Source organism: Micromonospora sp. WMMC264 (assembly GCF_027497275.1).
GTDB classification, from domain to species: Bacteria; Actinomycetota; Actinomycetes; order Mycobacteriales; family Micromonosporaceae; genus Micromonospora; species Micromonospora chalcea.
In genome coordinates, this window is sequence record NZ_CP114907.1 from 1,638,679 (window position 1) to 1,661,401 (window position 22,723).

General features: G+C 75.1%; 4 protein-coding genes. All 4 read left to right on the plus strand.

Annotated elements, in window-relative coordinates; all coding sequences use genetic code 11:
* Positions 1-162: 162 nt before the first annotated feature.
* From O7542_RS06745 to O7542_RS06760, 4 genes are read left to right on the plus strand one after another with little or no spacing between them, the layout of a single operon-like run.
* A complete protein-coding gene (locus O7542_RS06745; RefSeq protein WP_281605883.1) occupies positions 163-8,853 on the plus strand; it encodes a type I polyketide synthase in 8,691 nt (2,896 codons plus the stop codon).
* Positions 8,850-13,676 (plus strand): type I polyketide synthase, encoded by a 4,827-nt coding sequence (locus O7542_RS06750; RefSeq protein ID WP_281605884.1) that lies wholly within the window; start codon positions 8,850-8,852, stop codon positions 13,674-13,676. The genes O7542_RS06745 and O7542_RS06750 overlap by 4 nt, the downstream gene beginning before the upstream one ends.
* 1 nt (position 13,677) lies before the next feature.
* Complete coding sequence (locus tag O7542_RS06755) at positions 13,678-17,049, plus strand: amino acid adenylation domain-containing protein (protein WP_281605885.1); 3,372 nt, start codon at positions 13,678-13,680, stop codon at positions 17,047-17,049.
* A 16-nt stretch (positions 17,050-17,065) separates the two neighbouring features.
* Positions 17,066-22,702 (plus strand): type I polyketide synthase, encoded by a 5,637-nt coding sequence (locus O7542_RS06760; protein ID WP_281605886.1) that lies wholly within the window; start codon positions 17,066-17,068, stop codon positions 22,700-22,702.
* The last annotated feature ends 21 nt before the right edge of the window (positions 22,703-22,723 follow it).

Genomic DNA, 22,723 nt, shown 5'->3' on the forward strand with positions numbered 1-22,723 from the left:
GTCAGAAGGAATCGGATCGTGGGCGTTTCCCTGCCAGGACGAGGCGATGCGGCCGACCCAGTGCGACAGTCGGCCGGGTCCGCCGCTCGCGCTGGTCAACCGCCGAAACCCGGCACCCTGGTCGACCGGTTCCGTGCGGTCCTTCTCGACCGTCCGGACGGCGTGACCTATCGGTTCCTGGCTGACGGCGAGAACGACGAGGTCGCCATTTCCAACGCCGACATGGATCGGCGGGCCCGGGCCATCGCCGCCACGTTGCGAGAGCGCGTGAACGAGGGCGAGCGGGCGCTCATCGTCTGCCCGCCGGGCCTGGACTACCTCGCCGCGTTCCTGGGCTGCCTCTACGCCCGGGTGATCGCCGTACCGGTGTATCCGCCGAACCCGGTGCTGCTCAAGCGGACCCTGCCCCGGCTGATCGGCGTGATCCAGGACGCCCGTCCCGCTGTCGTGCTCGCGCCGGCGGAGATCACCGCGATGGCCGGCCAGATCACCGCGCTGGCGCCCGCGCTGGGCTCGCTCGTCTGGCAGGCCGTCGACCGGATCGACCCGGCCGTGGCCGACGGGTGGCGCGAGCCCGGCCTCGGCGGTGACGACGTGGCGTTCCTCCAGTACACGTCCGGCTCCACCGGGCGGCCGAAGGGCGTGGTGCTCAGCCACGCCAACCTGCTGGCCAACCTCGAGGTGACGAACCAGCGTTTCATCACCGACGTCGAGACCACCCGGCTGGTGAGCTGGCTGCCGCCGTACCACGACATGGGGCTGATCGGCGCCATGCTGCAGCCGCTCTACGCCGGGTTCCCGGCGACCTTCATGTCACCGACGTCGTTCCTCAAGCGCCCGCTCCGCTGGCTGCAGGCCATCTCCACCTACCGGGCCACGCTCAGCGGCAGCCCCAACTTCGGTTACGAGCTGTGCCTGGCGAAGACCACCGCGGACGAACGCGCGGCGCTGGACCTGAGCAGCTGGCGGCTGGCGTTCAGCGGGGCCGAGCCGGTCCGGGCCGAGACCATCGACCGGTTCGTGGCGGCCTTCGGGCCCAGCGGGTTCCGCCGCGAGGCCTTCTACCCCTGCTACGGCCTGGCCGAGGCGGCGCTGTTCGTCGCCGGCGGGCTGGCCGGCACCGAACCGGCAGTACGCCGGGTGCGTGCCGCCGACCTCGCCGACAACCGGGCGGTCGAGGCCGGCCCGGACGAGGAGAGCCGGACGCTCGTCAGCTGCGGAACGGCGGCCGCCGGGCACGAGCTGGTCATCGTCGACCCCGCTACCTGCGAGCGGCTCCCGGCCGGCCGGGTCGGCGAGATCTGGTTCGGTGGCGGCAGCGTCGCCCAGGGCTACTGGGGACGCCCGCAGGAGAGCGAGGAGACCTTCCGGGCCCGGCTCGCCGGCAGCGGCGACGGCCCGTTCCTGCGCACCGGCGACCTGGGCTTCCTGACCGACGACGGGGAGCTGTTCGTCACCGGCCGGCACAAGGACCTGATCATCATCGCCGGGCGGAACCACTACCCGAGCGACATCGAGGTGACGGTCGAGCAGAGCGATCCGACGCTGCGTCCGGGCTGCGGCGTGGCCTGTTCGGTGGAGGTCGACGGCGAGGAGCGGCTCGTCGTCATCCAGGAGGTCGGCGGCAGCCGCGCCCGGCTCGACGCCGAGCGCGTCGTCACGGCGATCCGCGGCGCGGTCGCCCAGGAGCACGGCCTCCAGGTGCACGACGTGGTCCTGATCAAGCAGGGCAGCATCCCGAAGACCTCCAGCGGAAAGCTGCAACGGCGGGCCGCCCGGCAGTCCTTCCTCACCGGCGACCTCACGGTGCTGGCGCGCTGGAGCGCGGCCGACCCGGAACACGTCACCGGCGGTGCGGGCAGCACGCCGGCACCGGCCGTGGCCGCGCCCGGTCGCGCCGAGGTCGAGCAGCGCCTCGTGGCGGAGCTGGCCGCCCGGCTGGGGATCAGCCCGCAGGCGGTGGACCCCACCCGGCCCGTCGCCACGTACGGGCTGCAGTCGGTGGAGATGGTCGGGCTCGTGGGCGAACTGGAGACGTGGCTGGGCCGTACCCTGTCCGCGACCCTGATCTGGGAGTACCCGACCATCGAGGCGCTGGCCGCCCACCTCGGCCACCCGGCCACCGGCTCCGAACCCGCCGCGCCGGTCGAGCCCACGGCGCCGGCCGATCCGGCCGCGACCACGGCGACCGGCGCCGAGGCGACCGCGGGCCACGCGGACGCGACCGACGAGGCCGTCGCCGTCATCGGCATCGGCTGCCGCCTCCCCGGCGGCGTCGACGGACCGGAGAGCTTCTGGCGCCTGCTGACCGAAGGACGCGACGCGGTCCGCGAGGTGCCCGCCGACCGGTGGGACGCCGACGAGCTGCACACCGACGACGCGACGACGCCCGGAAGGACGACCACCCGCTGGGGCGGCTTCCTGGACCGGATCGACCAGTTCGACCCGCACTTCTTCGGCATCGCCGCCCACGAGGCCGCCCGGATGGACCCGCAGCAGCGGCTTCTCGCCGAGGTGACCTGGGAGGCGCTGGAGGACGCCGGACTGGCCGCCGACGACCTGGCCGGCTCCCCGACCGGCGTCTTCATCGGCATCGCCACCAGCGACTACGCCCAGCTCACCCTCGCCGACCTCGACCGCGTCGACGCGTACACCGGCACCGGCAACGCGTTCAGCATCGCGGCGAACCGCCTGTCGTACCTGTTCGACCTGCGCGGCCCGAGCATCGCCGTCGACACCGCCTGCTCCTCCTCGCTGGTCGCGGTGCACCAGGCCGTCACCAGCCTGAGCCGGGGAGACTGCACGCTGGCCGTCGCCGGCGGGGTCAACGTGGTCCTGTCACCCGCGCTGGCGATCAACTTCAGCAAGGCCGGCGCGATGGCGGGCGACGGTCGCTGCAAGACCTTCGACGCCCGGGCCGACGGCTACGTCCGCGCCGAGGGCGCCGGCGTGGTGATCCTCAAGCCGCTGTCCCGGGCGCTCGCCGACCAGGACCCGATCTACGGGGTGATCCTCGGCGGGGCGGTCAACCAGGACGGCCGGACCAACGGGCTGATGGCGCCGAACCCGCACGCCCAGGAGGCGGTGCTGCGCAGCGCGTACGAGCGGGCCGGCGTGGCGCCGGAACAGGTCGGCTACGTCGAGGCGCACGGCACCGGCACGCTGCTCGGCGACCCGATCGAGGCCAAGGCGCTCGCCGCCGTGGTCTGCGCCGACCGCGATCCGGCGCGGCCCCTGCTCATCGGATCGGTCAAGTCCAACCTCGGCCACCTGGAGGCCGCCGCCGGGATCGCCGGCCTGATCAAGGCCGCGCTGGTCCTGCGGCACCGGCAGATCCCGCCGACCCTGCACTACCGGCAGCCCAACCCGCACATCCCGTTCGCGCAGCTCGCGCTCCAGGTGGCCGACACCGGCCAGCCGTGGCCGGACGGGTACGCGCGGGCCGTCGCCGGAGTCAGCTCGTTCGGCTTCGGCGGCACCAACGCGCACCTGGTCCTCGCCGAGCCGCCCCGGTCCGACCGGCACGCCCTCGCCGAAACGGCCGCCGCGCCCGGCGACCTCCGCCTCAACGGCAGCGCGCCCGCCGGAGGCGCCCCGGCGGACCCGGCCCGGCTGCTGACCATCTCGGCCCGTACCCCCGAGGCGCTCGGTGAACTCGCCCGGCGGTACGCGGCGAAGCTGGCCCCGCCCGGCGAAGGCGCGGACCTCGCCGCCGTCTGCGCCGCCGCCGCCGTGCGCCGCACCCACCACGAGCACCGGCTGGCCTGCGTCGGTGACTCGCCCGAGCAGGTACGGGACGCGCTCGTCGCGTACGCGGCCGGCACGGAACGGCCCGGGCTGTCGTGGGGCGCCCGGCGCGTCTCCCGGCGCCCGAAGCCCGTCTTCGTGTTCTCCGGCCAGGGGCCCCGATGGTGGCCGATCACCGAGGACCTGCTCGCCGAGCCGGCGTTCCGCGACACGTTCGCGCAGTGCGACCGGGCGCTGCGGCAGTACGTCGACTTCTCCCTGCTCGACCTGGTCACCGGCCGGGACGACGCGAGTCTGCTGGACGACCCGGCGGTCGCCCAGCCCGCGCTGACCGCCGTGCAGATCGCCCTGGCCGCGCTCTGGCGCTCCTGGGGCGTCGAGCCGGCCGCCGTGGTCGGGCACAGCGTCGGCGAGGTGGCCGCCGCCCAGGTCGCGGGCGCGCTCGGCATCGCCGACGCGATGCGGGTCGCCCGCCAGCGGGGCCGGGTCATCCGCGCCGCCATCGGCAACGGGCGGATGGCGGTGCTCGGCCTCCCGCTCGACCGGACCGAGCAGTTGCTCGCCGAGCGGCGGCCGGGCGCCGTCTCGGTCGCCGCCACCAACGGACCGGAGTCCACTGTGCTCTCCGGCGACGGCGCGGCCCTGGCCGCCCTCGCCGAGACGCTGACGGCCGAGGGGACGTTCTGCCGGATGCTCGAATCGGTCGACTACGCCTCGCACAGCCCACAGATGGAGCCGCTGCGCGCCGAGCTCGGCGCGCTGCTCGACGGGCTCACCCCGGGTCCCGCCGCCGTGCCGATGCTCTCCACGGTCACCGCCGGGCCGATCGACGGCGCCGCGCTCGACGCCGCGTACTGGGCCGACAACCTGCGCCGGCCGGTGCTGTTCGACACCGCCGTCACCCGCCTGGTCGACGCCGGGCACGACGTGTTCGTGGAGATCTCCCCGCATCCCATGCTCGGCGGCCCGGTCACCGAACGCATCGCCCGCCAGCAGCGTGACGGCGTCGTCGTCGCCTCGCTGCGGCGCGACGAGCCGAGCCGGGCCACGGTCCTCGGTGAGCTGGGCCGCCTCTGGACCGCCGGCTGCCCGGTCGACTGGCGCCGGATGTACGGGCCGGTCGTGCCGATGGCCGCGCTGCCGGCGTACCCGTGGCAGCGGGAGCGGCACTGGATCACCGACGAGTACCCCCGGACGCGGCGCACCGCCCACCGCGGGCACCCGGTGCTGGAGACGTACGTCCGGTCCGCCGCCGAACCGGGCGGACACCACTTCGGCGTCCGGCTCGACCTGGCCGGGTTCGGCTACCTGCGGGACCACGTCGTCGAGGACAGCCCGGTGCTGCCGGCCAGCCTGCTTCTCGACGCGGCGCTGGCGGCGACCCGGCGGCTCCTCGACGATCCGGCCGCGGTGGTCGAGCGGATCGAACTGACCCGGGTCACCCTCGTCGAGGAGCTGGCCGAGGCGGACACCGTCCAACTCGTCCTGCTCCCGGAGACCGCCACCGGCGGCACGCTGCGGATCTACAGCCGCGGACCGGACGACGCCTGGAACGAGGTGGCGCACGGCCGGTACGGCGCCGCGCAGCCGTTCCCGGCCGGCGCCGTCGAGCCGCTGACCACGGTCCGCTCGCGCTGCGGCGAGCAGCGGGACAGCGCCGAGCACTACGCCCGGCTGGCCCGGTCCGGCCTGCGCTACGGCCCCGCCTTCCAGGGCGTCGCCGCGCTCTGGCAGGGCGAGCGCGAGGCGGTCGCCGAACTGCGCGACCCGGCCGAGCTGACCGGCGACCGGGAGCCGTACCTGGTGCACCCCGCCCTGCTGGACAGCTGCCTGCAGGTGCTGGCGGCGGCCATGACCGGCGCCGACGACGGGACGTACCTGCCGGTGGGGGTGGAGCGTTTCGCCCTCGCCGCCGGCCCGGGCGTACCCCGGTGGGCGCACGCCACCGTGGGCGGGGCCGCCACCGACGGCCCGGAGATCGACGGCGCCCGGGTGGTGCTCTACGACGCGGCCGGCGACCCGGTGGGCGAGATCGCCGGCGTGCGGCTGCGCCGGCTGGCCGGCTCCGGCCCGGCCGACCCGGTCGGCGAGGCGCTGCTCGACCTGGCCTGGCAGGAGGCCACCGACGGGGCACAGACGCCGGAGACCGGCGGCTGGTGGCTGCTGCTCACCGGCGCCGACCCGGTCGGCGGCGACCTGCGGGCCGCGCTGTCCGGCCGGGGCGTGGACACGGTGACCGTCGCACCCGGTGACGCCTACCGGCAGGTTGCCCTGGATCGGTACGAGGTCGACCCGGCCCGGCCGGCGGACTTCGTGACGCTCCTGACCGACCTGCGTGCCGCCCGGCCGGAGCCGTGCGCCGGAGTGCTGCACGCGTGGAGCCTCGACGTGCGCCTCACCGAGCAGAGCCCGGCCGACCTGCCGGACACCCCACTGGACCGGCTCGAACTGCTCGGTCCGGTCGCCGTCACGCATCTGGTGCGGGCGCTCACCGAGGTCGGCGGCCGGTCACCCCGGCTGGTGCTGGCCACCCGGGGCGCGCAGGTGGTCGCCGCCGACGCGGGCGCGCCGGACCCGGCCCAGGGCGGCCTCTGGGGACTGGCCCGGGTGGTCGCGCTGGAACACGCCGAGCTGCGCCCCACGATCGTCGACCTCGACCCGGCCGACGGGCGGCACGGCGTTCCCGGCCTGGTCGACGAACTGCTGCACCGGCCCGGTGGCGAGCAGGTCGCGCTGCGCGGCGGCCGGCGCTACGTGCCCCGGCTGGTCCCGTGGCGCGCGCCCACGGCCACGCCGGCGCGTCCGCACCCGTTCGACCGGTCCGCCGCCGACGGCAACTACCGGCTGCTGTCGGTGCAGGGACACCTGGGCAGCCTGACGCCGGTGCTCTCCGCACGCGTGCCGCCCGGCCCCGGCCAGGTGCAGATCGAGGTGGCCGCCGCCGGACTCAACTTCAACGACGTGCTCAAGGCGATGGAGATCTGCCCCGGCGTACCCCCGGGCATCGTGCCGCTGGGCGGCGAGTGCGCCGGCCGGGTCACCGCGCTCGGCGCCGGAGTCACCGGCCTGAGCGTCGGCGACGCGGTGATGGCGGTGGCCCCGTCCAGCATGGCCGCGTACACCACCACCCGGGCCGAGCTGGTCGCCCCCGTCCCCGGCGGGCTCACCGACGAGCAGGCCGCCGCGCTGCCGATCGCGTTCCTCACCGTGGTGTACGGCCTGGAGTACCTGGCCCACCTCGGCGAGGGCGACACCCTCCTGATCCACTCGGCCACCGGCGGCGTCGGCCTGGCCGCGCTGCAGGTGGCCCGCCGCAACGGCGCCGAGGTGCTGGCCACCGCCGGCAGTGAGGAGAAGCGGGAACTGCTGCGCCGCCTCGGCGTCAAGCACGTGATGGACTCCCGGTCGCTGCGTTTCGCCGACGAGGTGCTGGCCCTCACCGACGGCCGGGGCGTGGACGTCGTGCTCAACTCGCTCACCGGCGAGGCGCTCACCCGCAGCCTCGGCCTGCTCGCGCCGAACGGGCGGTTCGTCGAGATCGGCAAGCAGGACATCTACGCCAACAGCCACCTCGGCCTGCGGGCGCTGCGGCACAACCGCTCGTTCCTCGCCGTCGACCTGGAACGCGCCTTCGCCGAGCGGCCGAAGCTGATCGCCCGCCTCTTCGCCGAGGTGCTGCGCGGCTTCGACAGCGGCGAGTTCACCGCCCTCCCGGTGACCACCTACGACTACGCCGACGCGGCGGCGGCGTTCGGTCTCATGGCGCAGGCCCGGCACACCGGCAAGATCGTGCTGCGGCCCGGCGGGCACGAGGTGGCCGCCGTACCGCCGGGGGAGGTCCCGGTCCGGCCGGCCGCCACGTACCTGATCACCGGTGGTCTCGGCGCTCTCGGCCTGGAGACCGCCCGCTGGCTGGCCGGTCGCGGCGCGCGGCACCTGGCGCTGCTCGGCCGCAGCCGGCCCTCGGCGTACGCCGGGCAGGTCCTCGACGAGCTGCGCGGGCAGGGCGTCGACGTCCAGGTCCGGCAGGCCGACATCGCCCGCCACGAGGACGTCACGGCGGTGCTGGCGGACCTCGACCGGACGATGCCGCCGCTGGCCGGCGTCGTGCACGCCGCCGGTGTGCTGGACGACGGGCTGATGCTGCAGCTCGACCGGGCCCGGTTCCGGGCCGTGGCCGCGCCCAAGGTGGACGGCGCCTGGCATCTGCACCGGGCCACCCTGGACCGGGACCTCGACTTCTTCGTCCTCTACTCCTCGGCCGCCGCGCTGCTCGGCTCACCGGGCCAGGCCAACTACGCCGCCGCGAACGCGTTCCTGGACACGCTCGCGCAGCGGCGCCGGGCGCAGGGACGGGCCGCGCTGAGCGTCAACTGGGGTCCCTGGTCCCGGTCCGGCCTGGCGGCCCGCCCGGACCGTGGCGGCCAGCTCGCCGGTCAGGGCATCGTCGGCATCGACCCACGCGACGGCATCGAGGCGCTGGACCGGCTGGTGCGGACCCCGGCGGCGCAGGTGGCCGTCCTGCCGCTGGACCTCGACCGGCTCCGCGCGGCCGCGGGCGGCGGGCTCGTGCCCGCGCTGCTGGCCGACCTGGTCGCGGTGGACACCCCGCGCACGGCCGAGGGCCGGGCGCGCTCCGGCGAGGTACGCCGGCGGCTGCTCACCGTCGAGCCGGGCCGCCGCCGGCGCGCCCTGCTCACCGGGCACGTCGCCGGTGAGGTGGCCCGGGTGCTCAAGGTGGACGCCGACCAGGTCGACGTCACCTCGCCGCTGGCGAACATGGGCTTCGACTCGCTGATGTCGCTGGAGCTGCGCAAGCGGCTGGAGACGTCGCTCGACGTCGAACTGTCCGCCACGCTCGCGTGGCGCTTCCCGACCATCGACGCGCTCGTACCGCACCTCGCCGAGCGGATGGACGTGGCGCTGGAGGCCGGGCCGGACGCCGACGTCTCCCCGGCGGGGACCGGCCCGGCGACCGCGCCCGGCGCGACACCGGCCGCCGGGACCGACGACCCGGCCACCGACCTGGAGCAGCTCTCCGACGACGACGTCGAGGCGCTCCTGCTGGCCAAGCTCAACCAGATCGAGGAAGGGCGTCAGGGATGACCACGACCGGGCAGCAGGCGCAGGCGCCGAACTCCACGCTCAAGCGCGCCTACCTGCAGATGGAGCGGATGCAGCGGCAGCTCGCCGAGTACGAGCGCGGCCGGACCGAGCCCGTCGCGGTCGTCGGCATGGGGCTGCGCTTCCCCGGCGGCGCGGTCGACGCGGAGAGCTTCTGGCGGATCCTGCGCGACGGCGTCGACGCGGTCGCGGAGATCCCGGCCGACCGCTGGCCGGTCGACGAGTTCTACGACGAGCAACCGCAGCAGCCCGGCAAGATGCGGACCCGCTGGGGCGGCTTCCTGGACCGCGTCGACCACTTCGACTACGAGTTCTTCGGCATCTCCCGGCGCGAGGCGCTGGCCATGGACCCGCAGCAGCGGCTCGCCCTGGAGGTGTCCTGGGAGGCGCTGGAGAACGCCGGGAAGGCGCCGACCGCGCTGGCCGGCAGCCGTACCGGGGTGTTCCTCGGCGTGTGCAGCAACGACTTCGCCACCGAGAACTTCCCCGGGCTGGAGGACATCACCGCCTACGCCAGCACCGGCACCGCGCACAGCGTGGTGACCGGGCGGATCTCGTACGTCTTCGACTTGCGCGGCCCGAGCGTGGCGGTGGACACCGCCTGCTCCTCCTCGCTGGTGTCGGTGCACATGGCGGTGCAGAGCCTGCGGTCCGGCGAGTGCGACCTGGCCCTCGGCGGCGGGGTGAACGTCGTCCTGTCGCCGCTGCCCAGCGTGGCCTTCTCCCAGTTCCCCGGCATGGTCGCCCCGGACGGCCGGTGCAAGACCTTCGACGCCCGCGCCAACGGCTACGTCCGCAGCGAGGGCTGCGGCATCATCGTGCTCAAGCGTCTGACCGACGCGGTACGCGACGGCGACCAGGTGCTCGCGGTGATCCGCGGCGGCGCGGTCAACCAGGACGGTCGCAGCTCCGGGGTGACCGCCCCGAACGGGGTGGCGCAGCGCGACGTGCTGCGCCGGGCGCTCGCGGCGAGCGGCGTCGCCGCCGAGCAGGTCTCCTACATCGAGGCGCACGGCACCGGCACCACGCTCGGCGACCCGATCGAGGTCGAGGCGCTGGCCGAGGTGTACGGCCGGGAGGAGGGCGCACCGGTCTACCTGGGGTCGTCGAAGACGAACGTCGGCCATGCCGAGGCCGCCTCCGGCATCGTCGGGCTGATCAAGGTGGTGCTCGCCCTGCACAAGGGCGCGATCCCGCCGAACGTGCACTTCACCGAGCTGAATCCGCACATCTCCTTCGCCGGCACCACGTTCGCGGTGCCGACCGAGTTGAGCGAGTGGCCGGCGGTCGCCGAGCGGCCGGTGGCCGGGGTGAGCAGCTTCGGTTTCAGCGGCACCAACGCCCACCTGATCGTGCAGGCCGCGCCCGAGCCGCCGGCCGTACCGTCGGAACCGGCGGTGGAGCGGCCCCGTTCGGTGCTGCCGCTGTCGGCCCGGACGCCGGACGGGCTGCTGGAGCTGGCCCGGCGCTACCAGCAGCGACTGTCCGCCGACCCGGGCGCGGCGCTGGCCGACGTCTGCTTCTCGGCCGGCACCGGACGGGCCCACTTCCCGCACCGGCTGGCCGCCGTCGGCGCGTCCGTCCGGGAGGTCGCCGACCAGCTCGCCGACTTCGTCGACGGGCTGCCCGGCGACCTGCCGGTGGTGGGCGAGGCCGGCAGCGACGACGTGGTCTTCCTCTTCACCGGGCAGGGCCCGCAGCGCGTCGGCATGGCCCGCGCCCTCTATCAGACGCAGCCCACCTTCCGGCAGGCCGTCGACCGCTGCGACGAGATCCTGCGGCCGCTGCTGGACGTCCCGCTGCTGGACGTGATCTACCCGGCCGACCCGGACTCCGACCTGGTCTACCGCACGACCTACTCGCAGCCGGCGCTGTTCGCGGTGCAGTACGCCATGGCGCAGATGTGGCGCTCCTGGGGCGTCGAGCCGGTGGCGGTGCTCGGGCACAGCTTCGGCGAGTACGTGGCCGCCTGCGTGGCCGGCATGATGAGCCTGGAGGACGGGCTGCGGCTGGTCGTCGAACGCGGCCGGCTGATGTGGGAGCTGAACGGCAACGGCGCGATGGTGGCCGTCTTCGCCCCCGAGGCCGAGGTCACCGAGGTGCTCGCCGGGTACGCCGACCGGGTGTCCGTCGCCGCGGTCAACGGCCCCGGCACCACCTCCATCTCCGGTGAGCGGGAGGCGCTGGCGCGGATCTGCGCCGAGTTCGACAGGCGCGGGGTGAAGACCAAGCAGCTGCACATCACCACCTCGTCGCACTCGCCGCTGATCGAGCCGATCCTGCCGGGCCTGCGCGCGGCGGCCGACGCGGTGACGTTCACCCCGCCGCGCATCCCGCTCGTGGCGAACCTGACCGGTGAGCTGTGGCCGTGGGACACCGCCCCGGACGCCGACTACTGGTGCCGGCACGCCCGCCAGCCGGTGCGCTTCGCGGCCAGCATCGACACGCTGCGCGAGCTGGGCTACCGCACCTTCGTCGAGATGGGACCCGCGCCGACGCTGCTCGGCATGATCAGCGACAACCTGCCGGCGGGGGAGGCCCTGCTGGCGCCGAGCCTGCGGCCCAAGCACGACGACTGGGCGGTGCTGCTGCACACCGTCGCCCGGCTCTATACCGCCGGCGTGGACCTGGACTGGGCCGGTTTCGACCGGGACTACCGGCGGGCCCGGGTGCCGCTGCCCACCTACCCGTTCGAGAAGACGCACTGCTGGCAGGAGCCGCGCCGCACGCAGCGGCAGCAGCAGCGGCACACCGGATCGTCTACCGTGGACGACACCGGCGAGGACGGCGCCGCCGCGTACGCCGACGACGACCTGCTCTACCGGCTCGACTGGCAACCTGTCGACGCACCCGCGCCGGCTCCCGACCCGGAAGCAACCCCGGCCCGGACCTGGCTGGTGCTCACCGACGGGACCGGGGCCGGCGCCGGGTTCGCCGACGCCGTCGCCGTCCGGGGCGAGCGGGTGGTACGGGTGTCGCCGGGTCCGGCGTACCGCGTCGACGGCGCGCGGGCCGAGGTGCGCCTGGACGGCCCGGCGGACCTGAGCCGGCTGGTGGACGAGCTGGCGCTCGACGGCGGCGAGCTTCAGGTGCTGCACCTGTGGAGCCTCGACGACACCGACCCGGACGGCGCGGCGGACGCCGCCGCGCTGCTGCGGGCCACCGAGCGGGGCAGCCTCAGCGCGGTCCACACCGCGCAGGCGCTGGCCCGGGCGCGGGGCCCGGAGACGGTACGGCTCTGGCTGGTCACCCGCGGCGCGGTACGGCCGGCCGACGCCCCGGGCGGCCCGGTGTCGCTCGCGGTGGCCCAGTCGGCCCTGTGGGGTCTGGGCCGGTCGTTGCAGCAGGAGCACTCGGCGCTCTGGGGCGGCCTGATCGACCTCGACCCGGCCGCCGATCCGGCCACGCTGGCCGCGCGTCTGGTGGGGGAGCTGACCGCCCGCGACGCCGAGGACCAGGTCGCGTTGCACGGCGACCGGCGCTACGTGGCCCGGCTCGTCCGCCAGGCGGTGCCCGAGGCCGACGCCGCCGACGGGCCGTGGCGGCCCGACGCGAGCTACCTGATCACCGGCGGCCTCGGCGGCATCGGCCTGGAGGTGGCCCGGTCGATGGTGCGGGCCGGCGCGCGGCGGCTGGTGCTGCTCGGCCGCACCGTGCTGCCGCCCCGCGCCGAGTGGGCCGGCCTGCCCGCCGACCATCCGGCGGCGGCACGTGTCGCCGGGGTGCGCGGGCTGGAAGCGCTCGGGGCCGCCGTGCACGTGGCCTCCGTCGACGTCGCCGACGAGGAGGCGGTACGGGCGTTCCTGGCCGGCTACGACCGGGAGGGCCGGCCGCCGATCCGGGGCGTCGTGCACGCCGCCGGCACCGGTGAGGTGGCCCCGCTGACGGAGCTGACCCGGGCCGACCTGGAACGCCCGCTGCTGCCCAAGGCCGTCGGCGCGTGGGTGCTGCACCGCCTGTTCGCCGGCCGGGAGCTGGACTTCTTCATCCTGTTCTCCTCGACCAGCTCGCTGCTCAGCTCGCCGTTCGTGGCCGGTTACGCGGCGGCCAACGCCTTCCTCGACGCGCTGGCGGCGCAGCGCCGCGCCGCCGGACTGCCCGGTCTGAGCGTCAACTGGGGTATCTGGGAAGGGGTCGGCCTGGCCAACCGGGGCGCCGACGCCACCCCCGGGCTCAGCAAGGGCATGGGCACGCTGCGGCCCGGCCAGGCGCTGCGGGTCTTCCACCGGCTGCTGCGCCACGACGAGCCGCAGATCGCCGTGGTCCCGGTCGACTGGGCCGAGTGGGGGCGCCGCTACCAGGAGGTCTCCGGTTCGGCCCTGCTCGCCCCGCTGCTGCGCGGCGACGGCCCCGCCCGGCCCGCCCGGCGTACGGCCCGGACCAGCCTGCTGCCCAGCCGCGCGCAGCTGCTGGCCCTGCCGGCCGACCGGCGCGCCGAGACGCTCACCGGGCAACTGGTGCTCGCCGTCGCGGCCACCCTCGGCTCCGCGACGGCGTCGGTCGGGCTGGACCAGCCGCTGTTCGACCTGGGCCTGGACTCGCTCATGGCGGTGGAGCTGAAGAACGAGATCGAACGCCAGCTCGGCGTCTCGCTGTCCATCGCGGTGTTCCTGGAGGGCGCCACCCTGCGCACCCTCACCGAGCAGATCGTCAGCCGGCTGCCGGCCGGCGCGGACGACGGCGGCGCCGACACGGCGGCCATCGGGCGGGTCGAGCGGTTCGAGGACGTCGCCTCGGAGCTGCTCGCCGAGCTGGAAGGCCTCTCCGACGAGCAGGCGCGGGCCGTACTGGGCCAGGAGGCGTGAGATGACCGACCTCGACGCACGGCTCGCCGCGCTCTCCCCGGAGAAACGGGCGCTGTTCGAGAAGCTGCTGCGCGAGCGGGGCCAGGCGCGGCCCGCCCGGCGGGAGAACGTCTTCCCGATCTCCGTGATGCAGCAGGGCATCTGGTTTTTGGAGCAGCTCCGGCCCGGCAACCCGGCGTACCTGATCCCGGCGGCGGTGCGCATCCGCGGCCCGCTGGACACCGCCCTGCTGCGGCAGGCGGTCGACGGGATCGTCGCCCGGCACGAGTCGCTGCGGACCACGTTCGAGCTGCGCGACGGGCGGCCGGTGCAGGTGGTCCACCCGGCGCTCGCGATCCCGCTGGCCGAGACCGACCTGCGCGGCACGCCGGCCGGCGGCGACGAGCTGGAGGCGCGGATCGTGGCCGCGCTGCGCGAGCCGTTCGACATCACCACCGGCCCGCTGCTGCGGCTGGCCCTGCTCCGGCTCGGTGACGACGACTGCGTGCTCGGCGTGGCGATGCACCACCTCGTCTCCGACGGCTGGTCCGTCGGGGTGCTGCTGGGTGAACTCTCCACCCGGTACGCCGCGCTGGCCACCGGCGACCGGCCGGCGCTGCCCGAGCTGAGTGTCCAGTACGGCGACTACGCCGCCTGGCAGCAGGACTGGCTGCGCGGGGAGGACCTGTCGGCGGACCTGGCCCACTGGCGGGAGCACCTCGCCGGGGCGCCGGCCGTGCTCGACCTGCCGACCGACCGGCCCCGCCCGCCGGTGCAGGGCTTCCAGGGCGCCTCCCACCCGTTCACGTTGCCCGAGCCGGTGCTCACCGCGCTCGGCGCGCTCGGCAAGCAGCACGGCGCGACCACGTACATGGCGCTGCTGGCCGCCTTCGGCGTGCTGCTGCGCCGCTACAGCGGGCAGGACGACGTGGTGGTCGGCGTGCCGATGGCCAACCGGGACCGGGCCGAGGTCGAACCGCTCATCGGGTTCTTCGTCAACACCCTGCCGGTCCGCGTGGACCTGACCGGCAACCCGACCTTCACCGAACTGCTGGGCCGGGTCCGGGACGCCTGCCTCGGCGCGTACGCCCACCAGCGGGTGCCGTTCGAGAAGGTGGTGGAGGCGCTGAAGCCGGCCCGCGACCTCAGCCGGCCGCCGATCTTCCAGGTGGGGCTCTCCTACCAGAGCGACCCGCTGCCCACGCTGGCCCTGGCCGGGGTGGAGTTCGAACGGCTGCCGCTGCGCGCCCAGGGCGCCCGCTTCGACCTGGAGCTGCAGCTGTTCAACGACGCCGGTGGGGTCAGCGGCTGGTTCGAGTACGACCGCGACCTGTTCGAGCCCGCCACCATGGCCCGGATGGCCGGGCACTACCGGCGGATCGTCGAGCTGGCCGTCGCCGGCCCGCACACGGCTGTCGACGAACTGCCGTTGCTGGACGCCGACGAGCGGGACGCGGTGCTGGCGCTGTCCCGGGGCGAGGCGCGGCGGTGGCCCGGCGCGGGCTGGGCGCACGAGCAGATCGCCGAGCGGGCCCGGCGTACGCCGGAACTGCCGGCGGTGCGGTTCGCCGGCCGCACCGTCGGCTACGGGGAGCTGCTGCGCCGGGCCAACGGGCTGGCCCGCCGGCTGCGTGCCGCCGGGGTCGGCCCCGGCGTGCGGGTCGGCCTGGTGCTGGAACGCTCGGTGGAGCTGGTGGTCGGCCTGCTGGCGATCTGGCAGGCCGGCGGCGCGTACGTGCCCGTCGACCCGGGCCTGCCGGCCCGGCGGGTGGCGCTGATGCTCGACGACGCGGACCCGGCGGTGGTGCTCACCCAGCGGCGGCTCGGCGAGAAGCTGTCCTGGGACGGGCCGCTGTGGTTCGCCGACGAGCTGCTCACCGACGACGTGCCCGCGGACGCCGCCGACGACCGGCCCACCCCGGTACGCGGCACCGACGTCGCCTACGTCATCTACACCTCCGGGTCGACCGGCCGACCCAAGGGCGTGCCGAACACGTTCGCCGGCATCCGCAACCGGCTGCTGTGGATGCAGGACGCCTACGGCCTCGGCCCCGGCGACCGGGTGCTGCAGAAGACGCCGTACTCGTTCGACGTCTCGGTCTGGGAGTTCTTCTGGCCGTTGATGACCGGCGCGACGCTCGTCGTGGCCCGCCCGGACGGGCACCGCGACGGCGCCTACCTGGTCGACACGATCCGCTCCGAACAGGTCACCACCGTGCACTTCGTGCCCTCCATGCTCCAGGCGTTCCTGCGCGAGCCCGACGTCGAGCGGTGCGTGAGCCTGCGCCGGGTGATCTGCAGTGGCGAGGCGCTTCCGCGCGACCTGCAGGACCGCTTCTTCACCCGGTCCGCCGCCGAACTGCACAACCTGTACGGCCCGACCGAGGCGGCGATCGACGTCACCGCCTGGGCCTGCCGCCGCGACGACCCCCGGCCGGTGCCGATCGGGCGGCCGATCGCGAACACCCAGGTGTACGTGCTGGACCGCCATCTGCAGCCGGTGCCCGTGGGTGTGCCGGGCGAGCTGCACATCGGCGGGGTCAACGTGGCGCTCGGCTACCTGAACCGGCCCGAGCTGACCGCCGAACGGTTCCTCGCCGACCCGTTCGCCACACCGGCGCCGACCGGCGGCACGGCCGTCACCGGCGACCGCGACGACGACCGGCCGCCCGCCCGGCTCTACAGGACCGGTGACCTGGGCCGGATCCGTGCCGACGGCGCGATCGAGTACCTGGGCCGCCTCGACCACCAGGTGAAGCTGCGCGGCTTCCGGATCGAGCTGGGCGAGATCGAGGCGGCGCTGACCGCCTGCCCCGGCGTCACCGAGGCGGTGGTGGTGGCGCGTGCGCACGGCGGCGACACCCGGCTGGTGGCGTACCTGGCCGGGCCGGACGTGCCGGCCACCGGTGAGCTGATCGGCCGGTTGAAGGAACGGCTGCCCGACTACATGGTGCCGGCGGTCTTCACCACGCTGGACGCCCTGCCGCTGACCTCGAACGGCAAGGTGGACCGGTCGGCCCTGCCCGAACCCGACCTGGCCCGCCCGGAGCTGCGCAGCCCGTACGTGGCGCCGCGCGACGAGCTGGAGCGGACCGTCGCCGGCATCTGGCGGGAACTGCTCGGCGTGGAGCAGGTCGGGGTGGACGACAACTTCTTCGAGCTGGGCGGCCACTCCCTGCTGATGGCCGAGGCCCGCCTGCGGCTCGTCGCGGCGGCCGGCCGGGACGTGACGCTCGTCGAGCTGTTCCAGTTCCCGACCGTCGCCGCGCTCGCCGGTTACCTCAACCGGCCCGGCGCGGACGGCGACGGCCTGGGCGACGCCCAGGAACGGGCGGCCACCCGCCGGCAGTCACTGAGTCGACGTCGCCGCCGCTCGTCGGCCGCGCAGGCATGAACGGTAGGTGAGACAGATGTCAGACGACGTCGAGAACCTCGACCAGATAGCCGTCATCGGCATGGCGGGGCGGTTCCCCGGCGCTGCCGACGTGGACGAGTTCTGGGCGAACCTCACGGCCGGCCGGGAGGGGATCGCCCGCCTGTCCGACGAGGAGCTGCGCGCCGACGGCGTCGACCCGCAGGTGGCCGCGCGGGACGACTACGTGCCGGCCAAGGGCGTCCTGGCCGACGCGGACCGCTTCGACGCGGGCTTCTTCGGCTACCACCCCCGCGAGGCCGAGGTCCTCGACCCGCAGCACCGGGTCTTCCTGGAGTGCGTGTGGACGGCGCTGGAGTCGGCCGGCCACGACCCGAAGACCTTCGACGGGCGCATCGGCGTCTTCGCCGGGTCGAGCCTGAACTCGTACCTGCTGTTCAACCTGCTCGCCAACGAGCAGGCGGTGGACGCTGCCGGCAGCTACCAGACGCTGATCTCCAGCGACAAGGACTTCCTGGCCACCCGGGTGTCGTACAAGCTGAACCTGACCGGGCCGAGCATGACCGTGCAGACGGCCTGCTCCACCTCGCTGACTGCGGTGCACCTGGCGGCCCAGAGCCTGCTCAACGGCGAGTGCGACCTGGCCCTGGCCGGCGGCGTGTCGGTGAGCGTGCCGCTGCGCGGCGGTTACCGCTACGAACAGGGCGGCATCCTCTCCCCGGACGGGCACTGCCGGCCCTTCGACGCGCAGGCGCAGGGCACCGTCGCCGGCAACGGTGTGGGCGTGGTGGTGCTGCGGCGGTTGACCGACGCCCACGCGGCCGGGGACACAGTGGACGCGGTCATCCTCGGCACCGCGGTGAACAACGACGGCTCGCTGAAGGTCGGCTACACCGCGCCGAGCGTGGACGGGCAGGCCCGCGTCGTCGCCGAGGCGCTCGCCGTGGCCGACGTGGACCCGGACAGCATCGGCTACGTCGAGACCCACGGCACCGGCACCGCCCTCGGCGACCCGATCGAGATCACCGCGCTGACCCGCGCGTACCGCAAGCACACCGACCGGGTGGGCTACTGCGCGATCGGCTCGGTGAAGAGCAACGTCGGGCACCTCGACGCCGCGGCCGGGGTGACCAGCCTGATCAAGGCGGTGCTGGCGCTGCGCCACGAGGCGATCCCGGCGACCCTGCACCACACCCGGGCCAACCCCGAGCTGGCGTTGCCGACCAGCCCGTTCTTCGTCAACACCGAGCTGCGGCAGTGGCCCCGGCAGGAGACGCCGCGCCGGGCCGGGGTCAGCTCGTTCGGCATCGGCGGCAGCAACGTGCACGTGATCCTGCAGGAGGCGCCGGCCCCGGCCGCGCCGGCCGCCGCGCCGCCCGCCGCACCGGCCGTAGCCCGGGTGCTGCCGCTGTCGGCCCGCTCCGCGCCGGCGCTGGCCGCCGCGGCCGGCCGGCTCGCCGACCACCTGGCCGCCCACCCCGACCTGGACCTGGACGACGTCGCGTACACGCTGGCCGCCCGCCGCCGGGCCTTCGAGCACCGTACGGCGGTGACCGGCCGGGACAGCGCCGAACTGGTCGCCGCGCTGCGGCGGGCCGCCGACGCCGGCACGGGCACGCCTGCCGGACGGGACGCGCCGGTGGCGTTCCTCTTCCCCGGCCAGGGCGCGCAGTACGTGGGCATGACGCGGGGCCTGTACCGCAGCGAGCCGGTGTTCGCCGCCGAGCTGGACCGCTGCGCCGACCTGTTCGCCGGCCACCTCGGCGAGAACCTGCGGGTGCCGCTGTTCGCCGCCGACGACGAGACCGGCGACGCGGCGCTGGCGCTGGCGCGTACCGCTGTCACGCAGCCGGTGCTGTTCGCGGTGGAGTACGCGCTGGCCCGCCTGTGGATCTCGTGGGGCGTCCGCCCGGCGGCGATGGTCGGGCACAGCGTCGGCGAGTACGTGGCCGCCTGCCTGGCCGGGGTGTTCTCCCTCGAGGACGCGGTGGCGCTGGTCGCCACGCGGGGGCGCCTGGTGCAGTCGATGCCGGCCGGGTCGATGCTCGCGGTGTTCCTGCCCGAGGCGGAGGTGACCGGCCGGCTGACCGGCGGGCTGTGCGTCGCGGCGGTGAACTCCACCGGCCTGTGCGTGGTGGCCGGCCCGACCGCCGAGGTCGACGCGCTGGCGCAGCGGCTCGCGGCGGACGGGGTGGCGTGCCGCCGGCTGCGCACCTCGCACGCCTTCCACTCACCCAGCATGGACGCCGCTGTCGCGCCGTTCGTCGACGCGGTCCGCCGGGTCGCCCTGCGCCCGCCCGCCACCCCGTTCGTCTCCAACGTCACAGGCGCCTGGATCACCGACGAGCAGGCCACCGACCCGGAGTACTGGGGACGACACCTGCGCGCGCCGGTGCGTTTCGCCGACGCCCTGGACGTGCTGCTCGCCGACGAGGAGCTGGTGCTGCTGGAGGTCGGTCCCGGGCAGACGCTGCGCAACTTCGTCCGCCAGCACCGCGCCTGGCACGAGCGGCGCACGGTGGCCGGATCGGTGCGTCACCCGGACGAACCGCGCGACGACCAGGAGTACCTGCTGGCCGGGCTGGGGGAACTCTGGGCCGCCGGGGCGCCGGTGGACTGGGCCGCCCGCGCCGGGGACACGCCGCGGCGGCTGCTGCGCCTGCCCACGTACCCGTTCCAGCGCCAGCGCTACTGGATCGAGCCGCGGCCCGGCCCGGTCCGGGCCGCGCCGGTCGCGGCGACCGGGCCGGACGCGCAGTGGTTCCACGTGCCCGGCTGGCGGCGGCTCACCGCGCCGGCCGCCGGGACCGCCGACGGGGCGACCTGGGTGGTGCTCGGCGCCGAGCTGCCGCTGGGCGTGGCGCTGGCCGGGCGGCTGGCCGACGACGGCGCGACAGTGCTGCGGGTCAGCGCCGGCGACGAGCTGCGGGAGACCGGCGAGCGGGCCTGGTCGCTGGACCCGGCCAGCCGGGACCAGCACGCCGCCCTGCTCAAGTCGCTGGAGGTGGACGCCGGCCGGACGATCCGGGTGGTGCACCTGTGGAGCCTGACCGTGGAGCCGGGCGACGGCCCGGATCCGGACCGGATCGACAGCGCCCGGCGGGTCGGGTTCGACAGCCTGCTGGCCCTGGCCCAGGCGATCGGGGACGTGCAGCCCGCCGGCCCGGTGGAGATCGACGTGCTCAGCCGGGGCCTGTTCGCGGTGACCGGCGAGGAGGCCCTGCAGCCGGAGAACGCCCCGCTGCTCGGCGCCACCACGGTCATCCCGCAGGAGGTCCCGGACGTCACCTGCCGCGTGCTGGACCTGCCCGGCGCCGACCCGGCGCCCGGCCCCACGACCGTGCTGGCCCGGCTGACCGCGCCCACCGCCGACCGGGAACTGGCGCTGCGCGGCCGGCACTGGTGGGTACGCGACTTCGAGGCCCTGCCCGCCGACGCCGCCGGCGGGACGGGCGGCCGGCTGCGGCCCGGCGGCGTCTACCTGATCACCGGCGGTCTCGGCGGGGTCGGGCTGGCGCTGGCCGAGCAGATCGCCCGCTCGGTCGACGCGCCGGTGCTCGGGCTGCTGCACCGCTCGGCGTTCCCCGACTCGACGCGGTGGCCGGACTGGCTGGCCGAGCACGGCGAGCAGGACGACACCAGCCGGCGGATCCGCGGCGTGCAGCGGCTGCGGGAACTGGGCGCGCGGGTGGTGGTGCTGCACGCCGACGTCACCGACCGGGCCGCCCTGTCCGACGCGGTCGGACGGCTGCGCGCCGAAGGCGGTGGCCTGCACGGTGTCGTCCACGCCGCCGGCCTGCCGTCGCGGGGACTGATCGCGGTCAAGTCCGGCCGGGACGTGACCGACGTGCTGGCCGCCAAGACCGTCGGCACGCTGCACCTGGACGCCGTCTGCGACGCCGACGGACTGGACTTCCTGCTGCTCTGCTCGTCGCTGACCGCGCTGCTCGGCGGGCCGGGGCAGAGCGACTACTGCGCGGCGAACGCCTTCCTGGACGTCTACGCCCAGTGGCGGCGAGCCACCACCGGGGCGCCGGTCGCGGCTGTCGCCTGGGACACCTGGCGCAACACCGGCATGGCCGCCGGCCTGGTCGAGCGGCTGCACGGCGGCGCCGCGCTGACCGGGCACCCGCTGCTGCAACGCCTGGTCTCCTCGACCGGCACGTCCCGGACGTACGCCACGACGCTCAGCACGGCCGACAGCTGGATCGTCGACGAGCACCGGATCATGGGCCACGGCCTCGTTCCCGGCACCACGTACCTGGAGCTGGTCCACGCGGCGGTGGCCGACCGGGCGGCCGGCCGGGTGGTGGAGCTGAACGACGTGCTGTTCCTGATGCCGGTGATCGTGCCGGACGGTCGGAGCCGCGAGCTGTTCACCACGGTGCAGGAGCGCGACGGGCAGCTCCGGTTCAGCGTGCAGAGCCGCGTCGACGGGGAGGCCGGCCGCTGGCAGGAGCACGCGAGCGGCACCGTGGCCTTCCACGAGCGGCCGGCGGACACGGCCCGGGACCTGGACCGGCTGCGCCGCGACTGCGCCGTCACCGAGGTGATCGACACCGAGGACGAACTGAAGCGGCGGCTGAAGCTCGACCGGGTGGAGCAGGGCGGCCGGTTGCAGTTCTCGTTCGGCCCGCGCTGGCGGTGCCTGCGGCGCATCGAGGCCGGCGAGCGGCGGCTGATGGTCACGCTCGAACTGGCCGAGGAGTTCGCCGCCGACCTGGAGCGCTACCCGCTGCACCCGGCGCTGCTGGACGTGGCCGGCGCGTCCGCACGGATCCGCGCGCGGGACGTGTTCTACCTGCCGTTCACCTACCGCAGCCTGCGGGTCTTCGCCCCGCTGACCCGGGTGGTCCACTGCCACGTCGAGGTGGACGAGGCCGGTGACTCCGGCGAGACGCTCACCGTCAGCATCGAGCTGATCTCCCCGCAGGGACAGCTGCTGGCCCGGATCACCGACTTCACCATCAAGCGGATCAACGACATCGACGGCCTGCTGGAACAGGTGCGCGACGGCGCGGTGACCGCCGCCGGCACGGGCGCGGGCGAGGCGACGCCGGGCACCCTGCACGTGCTCAGCGAGGGGATGACCGCCGCCGACGGGATGGCCGCCTTCGACCGGCTGCTCGCCGCGCCCGAGCTGCCGGAGCACGTGGTGGTCACCGGCCGAGACCTTTCCGGGCTGCGCCGGCTGGCCGCCTCGATCACCCCCGCGCTGCTCGCCGGGGAGGTGGAGCAGATCGCCCCGCCCCGGGGCACCCATCCGCGGCCCGATCTGGACACCCCGTACGTGGCGCCGGGCACCGAGGCCGAGCGGACGGTGGCGGAGATCTGGCAGGAGGTGCTCGGCCTGGACCGCGTCGGCGTGCACGACGACTTCTTCGCCCTCGGCGGACACTCGCTGGCCGCCGTGCAGATCGGCGCGAAGATCCGCGGCCGGTTCGGGGTGGAGCTGAACCTGCGGGGCTTCTTCGACAGCCCGACGGTGGCGCACACGGTGACCGTGCTGGCCGAACCCGGCGGGCCGGGGGATCGGGGCGCCGACCGGATCGAAGCGGTGAGCCGGGACGTGCCCGACGACGAACTGGCCGGCCTCGACGAGCTGTCCGACGAGGAGATCGAGGCGCAGCTCGCCGCCCTGCTCGCCGAGGACGACGGCGGGGGACGGGCATGAGCCGGCCGCTTCCGCCCGCCC